Annotated in this window: 13 protein-coding genes; 7 read left to right on the top strand and 6 right to left on the bottom strand. The window is 62.3% G+C overall.

Annotation, left to right across the window (positions count from 1 at the left end):
* The first annotated feature begins 2 nt into the window (after positions 1-2).
* Positions 3-296 (top strand): DUF4193 domain-containing protein, encoded by a 294-nt coding sequence (locus C2138_RS07040; protein ID WP_108518915.1) that lies wholly within the window; start codon positions 3-5, stop codon positions 294-296.
* Here C2138_RS07040 and C2138_RS07035 read toward each other — a convergent pair.
* A complete protein-coding gene (locus C2138_RS07035; protein ID WP_108516613.1) occupies positions 271-726 on the bottom strand; it encodes a DUF3093 domain-containing protein in 456 nt (151 codons plus the stop codon). The genes C2138_RS07040 and C2138_RS07035 overlap by 26 nt on opposite strands.
* A gap of 55 nt (positions 727-781) precedes the next feature.
* Here C2138_RS07035 and dut point away from each other — a divergent pair, with 55 nt between their 5' ends.
* The 5 genes from dut (at position 782) to dxs (ending at position 7,616) form a co-directional block, all read left to right on the top strand.
* Complete coding sequence (gene dut / locus C2138_RS07030; RefSeq protein ID WP_108516611.1) at positions 782-1,237, top strand: dUTP diphosphatase; 456 nt, start codon at positions 782-784, stop codon at positions 1,235-1,237.
* A 17-nt stretch (positions 1,238-1,254) separates the two neighbouring features.
* Positions 1,255-1,869 carry a DUF3710 domain-containing protein gene (locus C2138_RS07025; protein ID WP_108518913.1) on the top strand — a complete coding sequence of 205 codons (615 nt, stop codon included), beginning with the start codon at positions 1,255-1,257 and terminating at the stop codon, positions 1,867-1,869.
* A 2-nt stretch (positions 1,870-1,871) separates the two neighbouring features.
* The gene (locus C2138_RS07020; RefSeq protein ID WP_233245437.1) at positions 1,872-2,621 is read left to right on the top strand and encodes a DUF3159 domain-containing protein; all 750 of its coding nucleotides are present in this window, start codon (positions 1,872-1,874) and stop codon (positions 2,619-2,621) included.
* Positions 2,622-2,854: 233 nt separating this feature from the next.
* Positions 2,855-5,665 (top strand): aconitate hydratase AcnA, encoded by a 2,811-nt coding sequence (acnA, locus tag C2138_RS07015; protein WP_108516607.1) that lies wholly within the window; start codon positions 2,855-2,857, stop codon positions 5,663-5,665.
* Positions 5,666-5,675: 10 nt separating this feature from the next.
* Positions 5,676-7,616: a 1-deoxy-D-xylulose-5-phosphate synthase gene (gene dxs / locus C2138_RS07010; RefSeq protein ID WP_108516605.1), complete on the top strand. Its 1,941-nt coding sequence runs from the start codon at positions 5,676-5,678 to the stop codon at positions 7,614-7,616.
* 65 nt (positions 7,617-7,681) lie between these two features.
* On the opposite strand, the gene C2138_RS07005 is transcribed toward dxs, so the two are convergent.
* The 4 genes from C2138_RS07005 to C2138_RS06990 all read right to left on the bottom strand — a co-directional run bounded on the left by C2138_RS07005 (position 7,682) and on the right by C2138_RS06990 (position 12,885).
* Positions 7,682-9,811 carry a 3-hydroxyacyl-CoA dehydrogenase NAD-binding domain-containing protein gene (locus C2138_RS07005; RefSeq protein ID WP_108516603.1) on the bottom strand — a complete coding sequence of 710 codons (2,130 nt, stop codon included), beginning with the start codon at positions 9,809-9,811 and terminating at the stop codon, positions 7,682-7,684.
* Positions 9,812-11,011, bottom strand: a complete 1,200-nt coding sequence (locus tag C2138_RS07000; RefSeq protein WP_108516601.1) for a thiolase family protein — start codon at positions 11,009-11,011, stop codon at positions 9,812-9,814.
* A 73-nt stretch (positions 11,012-11,084) separates the two neighbouring features.
* On the bottom strand, positions 11,085-12,302 hold the full coding sequence (locus C2138_RS06995; RefSeq protein ID WP_233245436.1) for an HRDC domain-containing protein: 1,218 nt from the start codon (positions 12,300-12,302) through the stop codon (positions 11,085-11,087).
* Complete coding sequence (locus C2138_RS06990; RefSeq protein WP_108516598.1) at positions 12,292-12,885, bottom strand: DUF3000 domain-containing protein; 594 nt, start codon at positions 12,883-12,885, stop codon at positions 12,292-12,294. The genes C2138_RS06995 and C2138_RS06990 overlap by 11 nt, the downstream gene beginning before the upstream one ends.
* A 22-nt stretch (positions 12,886-12,907) precedes the next feature.
* Between C2138_RS06990 and C2138_RS06985 the strand changes: the two genes are divergently transcribed.
* Positions 12,908-14,122, top strand: a complete 1,215-nt coding sequence (locus C2138_RS06985) for an alpha/beta hydrolase family protein (RefSeq protein WP_108516596.1) — start codon at positions 12,908-12,910, stop codon at positions 14,120-14,122.
* On the opposite strand, the gene C2138_RS06980 is transcribed toward C2138_RS06985, so the two are convergent.
* Positions 14,119-14,583 carry a SufE family protein gene (locus C2138_RS06980; RefSeq protein WP_108516595.1) on the bottom strand — a complete coding sequence of 155 codons (465 nt, stop codon included), beginning with the start codon at positions 14,581-14,583 and terminating at the stop codon, positions 14,119-14,121. The two genes, C2138_RS06985 and C2138_RS06980, sit on opposite strands and share 4 nt — an antisense overlap.
* Positions 14,584-14,644 lie beyond the last annotated feature (61 nt).

Here is a 14,644-nt window from a genome sequence, read left to right as displayed (position 1 = left end):
GCATGGCAACCGACTACGACGCACCTCGAAAGACCGACGATGACTCCGAGAGCATCGAGGCACTGAAGGAGCGAGTCCCAGACAAGATGTCTGGCGTTGTCGACTCGGATGACGCGGACAACCCTGGTGGCTTTGAGCTGCCGGGTGCGGACCTCTCAGATCTCGAGCTCGACGTCGTCGTGCTTCCCCCACAGGCCGATGAATTCACCTGCATCAGCTGCTTCCTTGTGAAGCACCGTTCGCAGATCGACCACACAGAGAAGCTCGGCTCTATTTGCTTGGAGTGTGCCGCTTAGCCTCGGACACTGCAGAGACGAATTGATCCGGTCGCCTACTGGAAATCAACCAGTAGGGGGCCGGATCTTTTTCGTCAACAACCGGAATCTTGACGACGCTAGCGATTCCGCCCCGAAAGACGATCCACGCACGAGCATCGAGGCGCACGCCGCGCTCGGCCGTCGCCTCGCCGCCCGAGTAGGCCTCGGGCGCCCCGGCGAACTCGATGGGAAGGCTGGCCCGCCCGACTGTGATTCGCTCCGGTGTCACTTCGACGACCGGAGAGATCGCAATCAGGGTGCCGCAGCTGGCGAGGTAAAGCGCGATCGCCGCGACGACGCCGACAGTCTGATTGATGGGCAGAAACACCAACAGCGTTGCGGGAATCAGCAGCAGGAGGGCAACGAGAAGGCCTCGCGAGGGAAGCAGTCGTTCGCGAAAGAGGATCATGTGACTATTCGATCAGACTTTTCGCGCGATCCCGTCGCTGCACTAACCTCGTCACGTGCCTGAAAGCCTCGAGATCCCGATTGTTGCGGAATATGTGCCCGCCTATGCCCATCCCGGCGACGCTGGAGCGGACCTGAGATCTGCTGAATCGCTCGTGCTGGGCCCAGGGGAGCGGGCAACGGTCGGCACCGGGGTCGCCATTGCTGTCCCCGACGGATATGCGGCGTTCGTAATGCCGCGGAGCGGCTTGGCGGCACGCAACGGCATCACCATTGTGAATGCGCCCGGCACAGTAGATGCGGGCTACCGCGGCGAGATCCGCGTCACACTTCTCAATACCGATCCCCGCGAACCTTTTTCGGTGGCTGAAGGCGATCGCATCGCTCAGCTCATCATCATGCCGGTCGTACGAGCGGCATTCAGCAGTATTCAACAATTGGATGCCACGGTGAGAGGTGAATCCGGTTTCGGATCCACCGGCCTCGCGGCACGGGAAGGAGACAGCGCGTGAGCGAATCAGGTGAAGCAATGGAGGACGAGGTTCTTCAGCAGGCCAAGTCCGCTCCTGCCGACCGGGAAACCGACGGCCCGCTCGATGAGAGCGAGGCCAATCCCGTTCGCCCGTATGTCGACCTTGGCGGCATCAAGATTCTCCCTCGTGAGGGGCTTCAGCTGCGTCTTGAGGTAGAGGAGGGCAGCAAGCGCGTCGTGGCTGTCGGCCTCGACTACGCCGGTTCGACGCTGCAGGTGCAGCCGTTTGCCGCGCCGCGATCGACGGGACTGTGGCACGAGATTCGCCAGCAGATCGCGGAGCAGATTGCCAAACAGGGCGGAACGACCAAGCTGACGGCCGGAGTTTTCGGCCCAGAGCTTCTTGCTGAGATTCCCGCGAACGCACCGGGGCAGCCTGGTTCAAAGCGGCTAGCTCGCTTTGTGGGCGTCGATGGTCCCCGTTGGTTCCTTCGGGGCGTCATCGCCGGCGACGGCGTCGTTGATCCTGAAGCGGCGGCGAAGATTGAGGATCTGTTCCGCAGCATCGTTGTGGTTCGCGGATCGAGCCCGATGCCTCCGCGCGACCTGATCCCGCTGCAGATGCCTAAGACCGGCGCTCAGGTTCAGCCCAATCCATCGGAGACCGTGTAACCGTGACATCCGCGCTCCCCCCAGAGCCTGCAGACGACGCTCAGCCGTCCGCTCGTGACGCCCTGAAGACGGCGTTTGGCGACGCCGCTCGCGGCGCAGGCATCGGTGCGGTGACGCCTGGAGAGGTCCCGACGGCCAAGTCGCTGCTGGCTGCTGTCGGCGGCGTGCGAGGCCTCATCGAGTCAATCCTTCCCGGGCTGGGCTTTCTCGTTGTCTACACGCTGACGAAAGACCTTCTCCTCTCCGTTTCGGTGCCCCTCGTGGTCGCTGTTGCCTTCGTTGTTGTCAGGGCCGCCACGAAGTCGATGGTTATGCCGGCGGTCGCTGGTCTCATCGGCATCGGGGTTTCGGCAGTTTTGGCGCTCATGACGGGGCGCGCGGAGGACAACTTTTTGCCCGGTCTCATCATCAACGTGGTCTCTTTGACCGTTCTGCTCGTGAGCATCCTGGTGCGGTGGCCGCTGATTGGCCTGATCGTCGGCGTACTCACGGGGGAACTCACGGAGTGGCGGGACGATCGCACCAAGCGCAGGGTTCTCACTGTGGCCACCTGGCTGTGGGTCGGTCTTTTTGCCGCACGCCTGCTCGTGCAAGCCCCGCTGTACTTCGCGGGAGAACCGGAGCTTCTTGGGGGAGCGAAGCTCATCATGGGTGTTCCGCTCTATGCCGCGATGCTCTGGGTTACGTGGCTTCTTGTCCGGGCAGCGTTCACGCGGCCAGCGGCGGAGCCGAGCGTGGGAGTTTCGCCCTAATTCTCGCAAACTCCTGGTGCGATCACCCGGTGTGGGGGCACGGTTGAGCGTGCCCACCGTGGTATATTTATCTCGACATCAAGATAAATTTCTGCGTGCAGCTCACCGCCGGCCGACGCAGGCCGACTTAGGTTTGCCTTGCTAGTAATGGCGGGCACAGAGCGCAAAGATTGCCACCGAAAAGCGGCGGACGCAGGCACGCCGGACATAGCTCAGCAAAGGGAGTCGACACCATGTCGTCAATAAACAGTTTCGGATCCCGGGACACGCTCTCGGTCGGATCCACCGACTACGAGGTGTTCCGTCTCGACACGGTCGCCGGCCACGAGAAGCTTCCCTTCAGCTTGAAGGTGCTCCTCGAAAACTTGCTCCGCACCGAAGATGGTGCCAACGTCACCAAGGAGCAGATCGAAGCGCTCGGATCGTGGGACCCCACGGCAGAGCCTGACACCGAGATCCAGTTCACCCCGGCCCGCGTGGTCATGCAGGACTTCACCGGCGTTCCCTGCATCGTGGACCTTGCGACCATGCGTGAGGCTGTTGCCGACCTCGGCGGCGACCCCGAGAAGGTTAACCCGCTTTCACCGGCAGAGCTCGTCATCGACCACTCCGTGATTGCTGACCTCTTCGGCAGCGCGGACGCACTCGAGCGCAACGTCGAGATCGAGTACGAGCGCAACGGTGAGCGTTACCAGTTCCTGCGCTGGGGTCAGACCGCATTCGAAGACTTCAAGGTTGTTCCCCCGGGAACCGGCATCGTGCACCAGGTGAACATCGAGCACCTCGCCAAGGTCACCTACACTCGCACGGTCGGTGGCACCCTTCGCGCTTACCCCGACACCTGTGTTGGTACCGACTCCCACACGACGATGGTCAACGGTCTCGGCGTACTCGGATGGGGCGTTGGCGGTATCGAGGCTGAGGCGGCCATGCTGGGCCAGCCCGTATCCATGCTCATCCCCAAGGTTGTCGGTTTCAAGCTCACGGGGAGCATCCCCGCTGGTGTTACGGCTACCGACGTTGTGCTTACGATCACCGACATCCTGCGCAAGCACGGTGTCGTCGGCAAGTTCGTGGAGTTCTACGGTGAGGGCGTCGGCGCAGTGCCGCTGGCCAACCGTGCCACGATCGGCAACATGAGCCCCGAGTTCGGCTCTACTGCGGCGATGTTCCCCATCGACGACGTCACCCTCGACTACCTGCGCCTCACGGGCCGCAGCGACGAGCAGGTCGCACTCGTGGAGGCGTACTCCAAGCTCCAGAAGCTGTGGCACGACCCGTCGGTCGAGCCCGCATTCAGCGAGTACCTCGAGCTCGACCTGTCGACGGTTGTTCCCTCGATCGCGGGACCGAAGCGTCCTCAGGACCGCATCGAGCTCAGCTCGGCCAAGGCCCAGTTCGAGAAGGACCTCAACAACTACGCGTCGGTAGAACACGACCTTGTTGACCTTGAAATCGCGGAGTCGTTCCCCGCATCGGACCCGCCCGGAAACAGCCCCGAGAGCGCCGAGAGCCAGCACTTTCACGTTCACAGCAGCCATGCCCCGTCGACGGCGTCAAAGCCGACCTCGGTGTCGCTGGAGAACGGAGAGAACTTCGTTCTCGACCACGGTGCTGTGACCATCGCGGCCATCACCTCGTGCACCAACACGTCGAACCCCTCCGTCATGCTGGCCGCTGGCCTTCTGGCCCGCAACGCGGCGAAGAAGGGCCTCAAGGCCAAGCCGTGGGTCAAGACCACGCTCGCCCCCGGTTCGAAGGTTGTCACCGACTACTACGCGAAGGCTGGGCTCACTGACGACCTCGAAGCTCTCGGCTTCTACACGGTCGGTTACGGCTGCACCACGTGCATCGGTAACTCCGGCCCGCTGGCCGAAGAAATCTCCGCTGCGATCAACGACAATGACCTTGCCGTAACCGCAGTTCTCTCGGGCAACCGTAACTTCGAGGGTCGTATCAACCCCGACGTCAAGATGAACTACCTCGCAAGCCCGCCTCTTGTGATTGCCTATGCGCTGGCAGGGTCGATGAACTTCGACTTTGAATCAGATTCGCTCGGCACCGACAACGACGGCAACGAGGTGTTCCTTAAGGACATCTGGCCCGACGCTGCCGAGGTCCAGGCCACGATCGACAGCTCGATCGACACCGAGATGTTCAACCACGAATACGCATCGGTGTTTGAGGGTGACGAGCGGTGGCGTTCGCTTCCCACCCCCGCGGGAGCAACGTTCGAGTGGGCTCCCGAGTCCACCTACGTTCGTAAGCCCCCGTACTTTGACGGAATGACCATGGAGACGACCCCGGTCGTCGACATCACGGGAGCTCGCGTCCTCGCGAAGCTGGGCGACTCGGTTACGACCGACCACATCAGCCCCGCCGGTTCGATCAAGGGTGACAGCCCCGCAGGCCAGTACCTCGTGGAGCACGGGGTTGACCGCAAGGACTTCAACTCCTACGGCTCGCGTCGTGGCAACCACGAGGTCATGATTCGCGGAACGTTCGCGAACATCCGTCTCCGCAACCAGCTTCTCAATGACGTCGAGGGTGGTTACACCCGCGACTTCACGCAGGCGGATGCCCCCCAGTCGTTCATCTACGACGCGTCGCAGAAGTATCAGGAGCAGGGCACCCCGCTCGTCATCCTGGGCGGCAAGGAGTACGGCTCGGGCTCGTCACGTGACTGGGCGGCAAAGGGCACCAGTCTCCTGGGCGTCAAGGCGGTCATCACGGAGTCGTTCGAGCGAATTCACCGCTCCAACCTCATCGGTATGGGCGTAGTACCGCTGCAGTTCCCCGCAGGGCAGAGTGCAGATTCGTTGGGACTCGACGGCACCGAGGTCATCAGCATCTCCGGCCTGACCGAGCTCAACGAGGGCCGCACGCCCAAGACCGTCAAGGTCGTTGCTGTGCCGAGCGAGCACTCTCCCGAGGGCAAGCAGCCGGTCGAGTTCGATGCGATCGTTCGCATCGACACGCCGGGAGAGGCCGACTATTACCGCAACGGGGGAATCCTGCAGTACGTGCTCAGGAGCCTCGTCTAAGCTTGGTCAAATGAGCCTTCTCGAGACCATTCACGGTCCTCGTGATCTCGACGGACTCTCCTCCGCTCAGCTCTCGCAGCTGGCGGAGGAGGTCCGTCGTTTTCTTATCACGCAAGTGTCGAAGACCGGTGGGCACCTGGGACCAAATCTCGGTGTCGTAGAACTGACCATTGCGCTGCACCGCGTGTTCCACTCCCCAAACGACCCGATCATTTTTGACACGGGTCACCAGTCCTATGTGCACAAGCTGCTCACAGGGCGACAAGACTTCAGCGCACTCCGACAGCGGGGCGGCATTGCCGGTTACCCGCAACGATCCGAATCTGAGCACGACGTCGTTGAGAGCTCGCACGCGTCGAGCTCGCTGTCGTGGGCGGATGGGGTCTCCCGCGCCTTCGAAATGTCTGGGCAGGATGACCGCCATGTCGCCGTGGTCGTCGGCGATGGCGCTCTCACGGGCGGTATGACGTGGGAAGCGCTGAACAACATCAGCTACGACAACACCCGCAACCTCGTCATCGTCGTCAATGACAACGGCCGATCCTACGCGCCGACTATCGGCGGGATGGCGCGCTTTCTCAACGATGTGCGCACTCGAAGCACCTATCGAACGCTTCATGTCGGCAGCCGTCAGCTCTTTGATCGCCTTGGTGCGCCCGCTCGGGCGTTCTACCGCGGCGTGCGCGGCGGACTCCACGGATTTTTGAGTCGCTTCACCAATAATGAAGCGCTCTATTCGAACCTCGATATCAAGTACCTCGGACCCATCGACGGCCACGACGTAACCGCCCTCGAAAAAGCGTTGTCCCAGGCCAAGGCCTATTCAGCGCCGGTGATCGTTCACGTCATCACCCAGAAGGGTAAGGGCTTTGAACCCGCGCTTGCGGACGAGGCAGACCAGTTCCACGCCGTAGGGCAGATTGACTCTGAGACAGGCGAGTCGGTCGAGATTGCCGGTGCGGCGTCGTGGACTTCGGTTTTTGCTGATGAGATCGTTTCGCTCGCAGAATCAAATCCGCGTCTTGTGGGTATTACGGGCGCGATGCTTCGCCCCGTGGGTCTGCACAAGATGGCCCACCGGTTCCCTGAGCGGGTTCTCGACGTCGGAATAGCAGAGCAGCATGCAGCGACCTCAGCGGCTGGCCTTGCCTTTGGCGGACTGCATCCGGTGGTTGCGGTCTATGCGACCTTCTTGAACCGAGCGTTCGACCAAGTCCTTATGGATGTTGCGCTGCATAAGGCCGGCGTTACGTTCGTGCTCGACCGCGCTGGCGTTACGGGCCCCGACGGGCCCAGTCACCACGGCATGTGGGACCTGGCCGTTTTTCAGGTTGTTCCCGGCATCCGCATCGCGGCACCCCGTGATGCGACTCGCTTGCGCGAGGAGCTGGGCGAGGCGGTCGCGGTTGAGGATGGCCCCACGATCGTAAGGTTCTCGAAGGGAACCGTAGGAGCGGAGATCGCTGCTGTCCGTCGAACCGTCGACGGCGTCGACATTCTGCGCGAGGCTGAAACCAAAGACGTCCTGATCATGACCGTTGGCCCCATGGCAGAGCTTGGCCTCGCCGTCGCAGACCGGCTTGCGCAGCAGGGCATCGGCGCGACGGTTGTAGACCCGCGTTGGGTGGTCCCGATTCCCTCGAGCGTGATCGAACTTTCCGCAGAACACCGTCTCGTGATCTCGATCGAAGACGGAGTGCGGGTTGCTGGTATTGGCACGCGGCTCCGGCAGGACATGCGCGCTGCAGGCGTAGACACTGCCGTCACCGAGCTCGGTCTACCCGATGAGTTTCTCGATCATGGCACTCGCGCCCAGATTATGGAGCAGGTGGGGCTCACCCCCCAGAAGATCGCCCGGGACGTCGTCGCCCAGGTGCTCGGCAGCAAGATCCCCGTCGCACGCCAGGAGCGTGAGCCTGCGCCCCAGGACCAAGTCGACGCCGAGAACTAAGCAGCGCCGAGAACTAAAGAAGGGCCCGGGATTCCTCCCGGGCCCTTCTTGTTAGTGAAGCTCGTCTAGCTGTTGCCGACCCCGCGAAGCATGGGCGTGTGGAACGTTCCACCAAAGGCTCTCTGCGAAGCACCAACCCGGTCAAGGTAGGGCGTTACGCCGCCCATCTGGAACGGCCACCCAGCGCCCAGCAGCATGCAGAGGTCAATGTCTTCTGCTGCCGCGACAACACCGTCATCGAGCATCTGCTTGATCTCGTCTGCCAATCCGTCCTCGAGGCGGCGCAGCAGTTCGTCGGCGGTCATCGGGGTAGTACCGCCAGAAACGATCTCGACGGCCTTCTTGTCGAAGCCCTTGATCTTGCCCTTGCTGTCCCGCTCGAAGATGCGGCCGTGCTCCGCAAGGGAGTGCAGATTGCGGCTCTCGAAGAAGCGGTCAGGGAACGCTGCATGGTGCGTATCGAGCACATGAGCGCCGACCTTCAGGCCGACGAGTTCGAGCAGCTCGAACGGAGTCATCGGCAGGCCGAGTGGCGCGCTTGCCGTATTGACGACCTCGAACGGGGTTCCGGTGTCGACAGCGTGCATCGCCTCGCCCAGCACCTTTGCGAGCACTCTGTTGACGACAAAACCCGGGGTGTCTGCCGTAATGACCGCAGTCTTGAACAGCTTCTTGGCTACAACCATTGCAGTGCTGAGCGTTGCATCGTCGGTTTGCGGCGTCTTGACGACCTCGATGAGGGGCATTACTGCAACAGGGTTGAAGAAGTGAAAGCCAACGAGCCGCTCGGGGTGAGCAAGCTTGGCGCCGATCTGCTCCACTGAGAGAGACGACGTATTCGTGGCGAGCACCGCAGTGTCAGAAGCGTACTTCTCGATCTCGGCGAAGACGTTCTGCTTTGCCTCGAGGTTCTCGTAGATCGCTTCGATGATCCAGTCGGCGTCGGCGAAGTCAGCCTTGTCCGTGGTGCCAGAGACGAGCGCCTTGAGGCGGTTCGCATCATCCTGGGACAGCTTTCCCTTGGCGAGTAGCTTGTCGAGCTCGCCGTGGATGTATGCCAGGCCCTTGTCGATCTGCTCCTGAGAGATGTCGGTGATCACCACGGGGACCTTGAGGCGGCGCACGAACAGCAATGCGAACTGCTGAGCCATGAGGCCGGCTCCGACGACACCGATCTTGGTGACGGACTTGGCGAGCGCCTTGTCTGGTGCGCCAGCCGGGCGCTTGCCCCGCTTCTGCACGAGGTTGAAGGCGTAGATACTCGCCACGAACTGGTCGCCAGCGATGAGTTCAGAGAGCTTCTCATCCTCTGCAGCGAAGCCGGTCTTCTTGTCGGTGTTCTTGGCCGCCTTGAGCAGCTCAAGTGCCGCGTAAGGCGACTTCGCAACCGTTCCAATGCGGCTCTTGAGCATTTTCTCGGCAATACCGATTGCGATATCCCACTTGACCGCGCGCTCGATCTTGCCGGGCTCGTTGGGCCGCTTGACCTTGATGGACCCCTTAAGCACGCCATCGGCCCACTTCACCGACTCCTCTAAGAAATTGGCGGGCTCGAACATTGCGTCAGCAATGCCCATCTCGAACGCCTGCTGCGGCTTGAGCATCGTGTTGTTCTTGAGGGGGTTCTCGATAACGACCTTGAGGGCGTTCTCGATGCCAATGAGGTTGGGCAGGAGCCAGGCTCCTCCCCACCCGGGAATGAGGCCCAGAAAGACCTCGGGCAGGGCGATGCCTGCTCCCGAGCGGTCGACCGTGCGGTAGTTGGCGTTGAGAGCGACCTCAAGGCCACCGCCGAGCGCCAGACCGTTGATGAACACGAACGACGGCACACCGAGCTCGTCAAGCTTGGCGAAGGTCGCGTGACCCAGCTGAGCAAGTTGCTTTGCCGCGGAGCGGCTCGGGATCTCGCCCACTTTGCTGAGGTCTGCACCGGCCGCGAGGATGTACTGCTTGCCCGTGATGGCGACGCCCGCGATCTCCCCGCGTGCAGCCCGCGCTTTCTGCTCATCCAGGACTTCGCCCAGTTCAATGAGGCCGAGCGGCCCGAACGTGTTGGGCCTCGTGTGGTCGCGTCCGTTGTCGAGCGTGATCAAGGCAAGAACGCGACCCTGAGAAAGAGGAACGTCGGAGACGAGAGAGTGCGTCACGACCTCGTCGGTGGAGAGTTCGCGAAGCTCGGTGAAGTCTGTCGACATTTACTTCTTCTTTCCGGTGTAGTTGGGGTTCTCCCAGATGACGGATCCACCCTGGCCGAGGCCAACGCACATTGCGGTGAGGCCGTAGCGCACCTCCGGGTGCTCCTCGAACTGACGGGCGAGCTGGATCATGAGGCGAACCCCAGAAGAGGCAAGCGGGTGCCCGACGGCGATTGCCCCACCCCACGGGTTGACCCGGGGGTCATCGTCGGCGATGCCGAAATGGTCGAGCAGGGAGAGCACCTGAACGGCGAAGGCTTCGTTGAGTTCGAAGAGACCGATGTCGTCAATCGTGAGTCCGGCCTTCTTCAGGGCCTTCTCCGTCGACGGCACGGGGCCGATTCCCATGATTTCGGGTTCGACGCCCGCATAGGCGAAGCTCACGAGCTTCATCCGAGGGGTGAGTCCCAGTTCTTTAGCGGCAGCAGCGCTCGCGAGCAGTCCGACCGTCGCGCCATCGTTCAGCCCGGACGAGTTGCCAGCCGTAACGCGGCCATGCGGACGGAACGGGGTCTTCAAACCAGCGAGGCCCTCAATGGTCGTGTCGGGCCGCGGAGCCTCATCCAGGGTCGCGAGGCCCCACCCGTTTGCCGTCTTGATGGCGATGGGGACCAGGTCCGGCTGGATCTTTCCGGCAGCAACAGCGGCAGCGAACTTCTTCTGGCTTCCCAGGGCGAACCGGTCGGCACGCTCCTTCGTCAGCTCGGGAAAACGGTCGTGGATGCGCTCAGCGGTGTTTCCCATGTTGAGCGCCTCAGCGTTAACTAGCTTCTCGGCGACGAACCGGGGGTTGGGGTCAACACCCTGCCCCATGGGGTGATGACCCATGTGCTCGACACCGCCGGCGATGACAACGTCATACGCGCCGAAGGCGATTCCACCGGAGAGTGCGGTCACGGCCGTCATGGCACCGGCACACATTCGGTCGATGGCGAATCCGGGCACGCTCTGGGGCAGTCCGGCGAGGATCGCGGCGCTCCTGCCGAGCGTCAGACCCTGGTCTCCCGTCTGCGTAGTCGCCGCGATGGCGACCTCGTCAATGCGGTCCTTGGGCAGCTGTGGGTTGCGCTCCAAAAGGGCGATCATCGCTTTAACGACGAGATCGTCCGCACGGGTGTTCCAGTACATGCCCTTTTCGCCTGCTCGACCGAACGGGGTGCGGACCCCATCCACGAACACGACTTCTTGACTCTCGGCCACAATGCCTCCTACGTATCAGGTCCTTCCCGATCCTAGAGGGGCCGAAAATGGGCCAGGAATCCTTTGCCAGTTCCTACGAAGCAGTCTCGTCAGCCTGCTCGGGCTCTTGCATGGCTTCCACAAAGGCTTGGTGAATGATGTGTGCAGAAGCTTCAATCTGCCACGGCCGCGCTCCCAGCTGCGCGAGAGAAGCAGCGACACCCTCCTCCGTGAGCGGATCGGGTGCATCCCAGCTGATTTCGCGCAGGACCACTGGTGTCAGCACGTTCTCGAGGGGGATCGTTAGCTCTTCTGCGAGTTCCGTCATTGCCGCCTTCGCAGCCTTGAGTCGGCGATCCGCATCCGGATTGCGATCGGACCACGCCTTAACGGGCGGCAGAGTGTCTCCACCCGGCGTCCTCAGGCTCGGCAACTCGGTGGCGGCAAGCCCTACCTCGACGGCATCCCACCATCGACCCAGTTCGCTTCGACTCGCGCGACCCGTGAACTCCTTTATGGCCGCGAGCTCTCGCTTGTTGGCAGGGAGGGCTTTCGCTACGGCCACAAGACTCGAATCGGGGACAAGACGGCCCGGAGCGATATCTGTCTCGCGCGCGAACGCATCCCTGGCTTCCCAGAGTTCTTTCGCAACGGCGAGATTGCGCCCGCCCTTGACCGAGTGCACTCCAGAGAGGCGTCGCCAGCCCTCACCGCGAGAGCTGGGGCGCGCAATCCTCGTCAGAACGTCGGCGAACTCCTGCCGAGCGATCTCCGATTTGCCCTGCTCCTCGAGCAGGGCCGCGACAGCATCCCTAAGGTCGATCAGCAGTTCGACGTCCAATGCGGCGTAAACAAGCCAGGAGTCGGGCAGTGGCCGCGTCGACCAATCCGCTGCCGAATGCTCTTTTGCAAGGTGCACACCGAGAAGCGACTCGACTACCGTGCCGAGGCCGACACGGGGGAGACCCGCGAGACGCGCGCCGAGTTCCGTGTCAAAAATGAGCTCCGGATCGAGGCCGACCTCGCGCAGGCAATCGAGATCCTGGCTCGCAGCGTGAAATACCCACTCCGTGGATTTGATCGCCTCGTTGAGCTCGGCGAAGCTCCCCACGGCGGGAGGATCGAACAAGAAGGTACCTGCTCCTCGGCGAAAAACCTGGATGAGGTAAGCACGCTGGGAATAGCGGTATCCGGATGCTCGCTCAGCATCCACCGCGATGGGGCCTTCGCCTGCCGCGATTTTCTCGACGGCGCTCAGGTATTCCTCGCGATTGTCGATTACCCGGTACGTCGGTTTGTCGTCAGCGGTCACGATTTCCCCGTCTGGTCGAGAGTGAGCTCACTCCCTCTGCGGGCGGAAGCCCGGCTAACATGCACAACAATTCTCCCCATCCTTCAACGTGGCTCGCCACGTCGTTTTCTGCTGGCGTCCACGACGCCCGAAGCTCAATCTGGGCCCCATCGCCCTGCTCTGCAAGGCTCCCATAGCCGGTGGAGAGAATCTTTGTCGCTGTGCCGGACGGGTTGAGATATTTCGCACCACGGGCATCGAGCGCGTCGATCAGCCACGACCACGCGACATCAGCAAGAAAAGGATCGATGCCGATGTCGGTCTCAAGAGGAGCCTGCACAAAACAGACGACGCGAAACGCGCCGCCCCAGACCTCCGGCGCGCTGGGATCGTAAAAAAGCACGAATCGCCCGGTGCCTAGCTCGGAATCTTCGTCGTGACGAGCGGGAAGCACATCTGCGGAGAGAGCAAAAGAGAACGGTGCCACCGAACTGGGCGCAGGGAGGTCGGAGACCGTGAGTTCCGATCTCAGCTGCGCACGACGCAATGACCCGACAGCGGCCGCGAATGGACTCGGGATCGACTCTGCGTCAGTGGTGGGCACATGTGAAGACTAAAGTTTCACGATGACGGATTCACGAAGGCACGCCGCACGGCAGCATCGAGGGTGGGCGCGGCTCGCCATTGCTGCGTCAAGTACGGCAACGGCCGCTGCCGCGATCGCGGGAGTATTCGCCCTGGTCTTTGCCCGGTTGATCGTGACGCCGCCTCGCCGCCCCAACAACGACATCCGCATCTTGTCCGTCGACAGAGATAGTGGATTAATCTCGTTCACGGTGCACGCCAACTCAGTTTTCGACGGAAAATTCGGAGTCTGGTTTGGGAAAGACGCCGGCTATCTCAAGGTCGGTGAGATCGTGCGCCTGGGTGCACGGTCCGTGACGCGGCGGATTATCTCGATTGACGAAGGCGCGCCCATCCCCGGCGACCACTGCAGATTCTCGAGTTGGTTCTATCGCGATCCTGCGGAGCTCGGGTACGCCGTGGAGGATGTTGAGATCGCCACCGAATTCGGGCCAGCTCCTGCCTGGCGCATCGATCCCGCGCCGCAGGCGGTTAACGACGGCGGCATTCCTGGATCGCACTGGGTGATCCAAGTTCACGGCCGCGGAGTCGACCGCAGAGAGTGCATTAGGGCGGTGCCGGTGTTTCGTGACGCCGGCTTTACGAGCCTTCTCGTTTCGTATCGCAACGATGGCATAGCGCCGGCGAGTGACGACGGAAGGTCGTCCCTGGGAGACACCGAATGGAGGGACGTCGATGCCGCCCTGGATTACGCCGTCGCTCGCGGTGCGTCCCGCATTATCTTGATGGGATGGTCGATGGGCGGAGCCGTCGTGCTGCAGACCATCACTCGCTCCCGTCATGCCGAGAAGGTTGTCGGAATGGTCCTCGATTCGCCGGTGGTGGACTGGGTGACCGAGCTGGAGCACCAGGCGGATCTCTTTCGTGTTCCGCGGTTTCTTCGAGTCATCGTCTTTGGCGCCCTTGCCCGTCCATGGGGTCGGCTAGTGACGGGGCAGTCTGCTCCCATCGACTTTGAGCGACTCAACTTTGTGAGTCGCGCTAGGGAGCTGACCAGGCCGATCCTGCTCCTGCACAGCACGGGAGATACCTATGTGCCACCGACGGCGTCGGCGGCCCTCGCGGCAGCCCGTCCGGATATCGTTACTTTCCCCGCAATCGACCACGCCGGGCACACGCGAATCTGGAACCGTGATTCAGACGCGTGGACTGCACGGATCGCCGAATGGATCCGGTCTACAAGCGGCGTTCGCTAGCGGACTGAGCCAGCTCCTGCGCTCGAGTCCCGGCGCTCGCGCACTTGGCGTTTGGCCCTGCCGAGCAGGGCCGACATGCCGCGCAACCGAAGAGGGCTGATCGCCGCAGCGAGCCCGATGGTGTTGGGGTAGTCATCCGGCACGGCGAGCACCTCCTCCACCCTGAGCCCGTCAAGCCCCTGAACGAGGATCGAGGCGAAGCCGCGGGTGGTCGGGGCTTCGGGGGGCGCCGTGACAAAAAGGTGGACGACGTTGTCGTCATCGACCTCGGTGAAGAGATAGACGGGCGCCTGACACTCTTCAACGCGCTCGAATAGATCCGGATGCTCGGAATATCGTGCGGGCAGGTCAGGCAGCTCGTTCGAAAACTCCAGGAGGAGGAGCAGGCGTTCCTTCTGCTCAAGGGCGAGAAACTCGGCACGGATCTCGGCGAGCGCAGGGGGAAGAGTATCGGCGTTCATCGTCGCTATTGTCTCACTTCGGGCTGTGGCTTTCGTAGTCGCAGCGCTGGGGGAGAGGGCG

The sequence above is a fragment of the Salinibacterium hongtaonis genome, assembly GCF_003065485.1.
Lineage (GTDB): Bacteria > Actinomycetota > Actinomycetes > Actinomycetales > Microbacteriaceae > Homoserinimonas > Homoserinimonas hongtaonis.
The sequence above is the reverse complement of the archived record's forward strand: the minus strand, read 5'-3'. Positions and strand labels throughout refer to the sequence as shown.